Genomic DNA, 2431 nt, shown 5'->3' on the forward strand with positions numbered 1-2431 from the left:
CCGCAGCCTCCCTCCCCCGACCCCCGGGACGTGGCGCTCTTCCTGGCACCAGAAGGTACGCGGAGGGCGCCCGTCCGGTCGTCACCGTACGGCGGTAAGTGGAGCCTGTCCTTCTGCGGTAGGCGGCGCTCGGGCGTCGTACCAGCGCGGTAGAAACCGCGGCACCCACACAGCGCGTCCGGTGGATGTTGACCGTCCGCATGGGTGGCTACGCTGCGACGATGCTGAGCACGACGGCCTGGACCCGGCTGCGCCGCGCGGTCGAACGCGTACCGGCGTGGGCCTACGACGGTGCCATCGCGCTCGCGATCACGGCCGTCAGCCTCCTGCTGGGCCACGACCGCACCCCCATGGGCTGGTCAGGTCTGGACACGGTGGGGGTCCTGCTGACCTGTGCGGTGAATCTGCCGCTCGCCTTCCGGCGGCGGAATCCGGTCATTCTGTGCCTCGGCGTCCTCGCTGTGTGGACCGTGTACGTCGCCCTGGACTACTGGCCCGTCGTCAACACCCTGGGGCCGCTCCTCGCGCTGTACACCGTCGCCTCCTCCCGCCCGCTGCGGTCGGCGCTCCCGTGCGCGCTGCTACTGGCCGGAGTGTGGAACTTCGCCGGGACGACGGGCCAGGAGAGCTCCTGGGCCACCGTGTTCGGGCAGAGCCTGCTGTACACCAGCGTCATCTGCGGATTCGGGCATCTGGCGCGCAAGTCGGCACAGCGCAACGTCGAGCTGGCGGATCTGACCGGACAGCTGCGCCGTGAGCGGGCCGGGGCCGAGCGCCGTGCCGTCGCCGAGGAGCGGGTCCGTATCGCCCGGGAGCTGCACGACGTGGTGGCACACCACATGTCGGTGATATCCGTCCAGGCGGGCCTGGCCGGATACGTCTTCGACTCCGATCCGCAGACCGCGCGAGGCGCCCTCGGCACCATCTCCGACACCTCGGGGGAGGCTCTTGCCGAACTGCGTCGCCTCCTGGCGGTATTGCGCATCGAAGACGGCGACCGTCTCGACGGCGGTGACGCGCGGCTCGTCGAGCGCGGCGACGCGGACGCCGCCTTCGGCCCCGCGCCCGGGCTCGACCAACTGCCCGAACTGGCGGAGCGCGTCCGCGGAGCGGGCATTGCCGTGCGTGTGACGGTGGCCGGGGAGCCGCGCGCCCTGGCGCCCGGGCTCGGCCAGTGTGCCTACCGCGTCGTCCAGGAAGCGCTCACCAACGTCATCAAACACGCCTACCCCGCACAGGCGTCCGTCGTCGTCAGCTACGAACCCCGCCGGCTGGCGGTGACCGTCACGGACGACGGCCGACGAACTCCGCTGCCCTCCGGGCCGTCCGGCCATCCCGGCCCCTCCAAGTCCTCCGGGAGCTCCGGTACCTCCGGGTCTTCGGGGCCCTTTGGTTCCTCCGCGCCCTTCGGGACCTCCGTGTCTACCCGATCGTCCGGCTCCGGTTCCGGCTCCGGTTCCGGCTCCGGCTCCGGCTCCGGTTCCGGTTCCGGTTCCGGGGCAGGTGACGGCCGTCGGAAGTCCGTGCCGCCTGGCCCGGGTTCGCCTCCGCCCAGCGGGCACGGCTTGATTGGGATGCGGGAGCGCGCCAGGATCTACGGGGGCCGGTTGGAGGCCGGGCCCCGGGCGAACGGCGGTTTCGAGGTGCGACTGTTCCTCCCCGCCTGAGAGCCCTGACAGCGCAGGGGGGACGAACACGGTGACGACCAGGGTGCTCGTCGTCGACGACCAGGTGCTCATCAGGGCGGGTGTCGCCGCCCTGCTGCGGGCAGCGCCCGGGATGGAGGTCGTCGGTGAGGCGTCCGACGGTGACGAGGCGGTCCGGCTGGCCGCCGCACACCGTCCTGACGTCATCCTCATGGACATCCGGATGCCCGGCACCAGCGGCATCACCGCCACCGAACGCATCCTGGAGGAGAGCGGCGAGCCGCGCCCCCGCATCCTGGTGCTGACCACGTTCGACCTCGACGAGTACGTCTACGCGGCGCTGCGCGCCGGGGCGTGCGGTTTCCTGCTGAAGGACACCGGTCCGCAGCGCCTGCTGGCCGCCGTCGCCGCGGTCGCGGAGGGGGACACGCTCTTCTCCCCGAGTGTCACGCGCCGGCTCATCGAGGCGTACGCGCCGGCTGTGGACCAGGCCGCGCCGCCTCCCGAGACCCTCGAGGTGCTCACCGGCAGGGAGGTGGACGTGCTCCGTCTGGTCGCGGGCGGTCTCTCCAACCCCGAGATCGCCGAAGCCCTGGTCATCAGCGAGTCCACGGTCAAGACGCATCTCAACCGCACCATGGCCAAGCTCGACCTGGGCAGCCGCGCCCAGGCCGTCGTCCTGGCGTACGAGTCCGGTCTGGTCACCCCGGGTGGCGGCCATGCGGGCGGAAGCCGTCCGGCCGGCGCGGGCACCTAGCGCGGCAACTCCCGGCCCCCTCACCTCC

At 72.1% G+C, this 2431-nt stretch carries 2 protein-coding genes; both read left to right on the plus strand.

The annotated features are described in order from the left end of the window. The first annotated feature begins 221 nt into the window (after positions 1-221). Positions 222-1667 carry a sensor histidine kinase gene (locus AB8Z75_RS33400; protein ID WP_369208651.1) on the plus strand — a complete coding sequence of 482 codons (1446 nt, stop codon included), beginning with the start codon at positions 222-224 and terminating at the stop codon, positions 1665-1667. A 31-nt stretch (positions 1668-1698) separates the two neighbouring features. Continuing rightward, positions 1699-2403 carry a response regulator gene (locus AB8Z75_RS33405; protein ID WP_369208653.1) on the plus strand — a complete coding sequence of 235 codons (705 nt, stop codon included), beginning with the start codon at positions 1699-1701 and terminating at the stop codon, positions 2401-2403. Positions 2404-2431 lie beyond the last annotated feature (28 nt).

The organism is Streptomyces sp. PU-14G (assembly GCF_041028275.1).
GTDB lineage: Bacteria > Actinomycetota > Actinomycetes > Streptomycetales > Streptomycetaceae > Streptomyces.

Excerpts from the sequence above, each read along its gene's own strand:
- AB8Z75_RS33400 (WP_369208651.1), top strand. The coding sequence starts at position 222 with ATGCTGAGCACGACGGCCTGGACCCGGCTGCGCCGCGCGGTCGAACGC.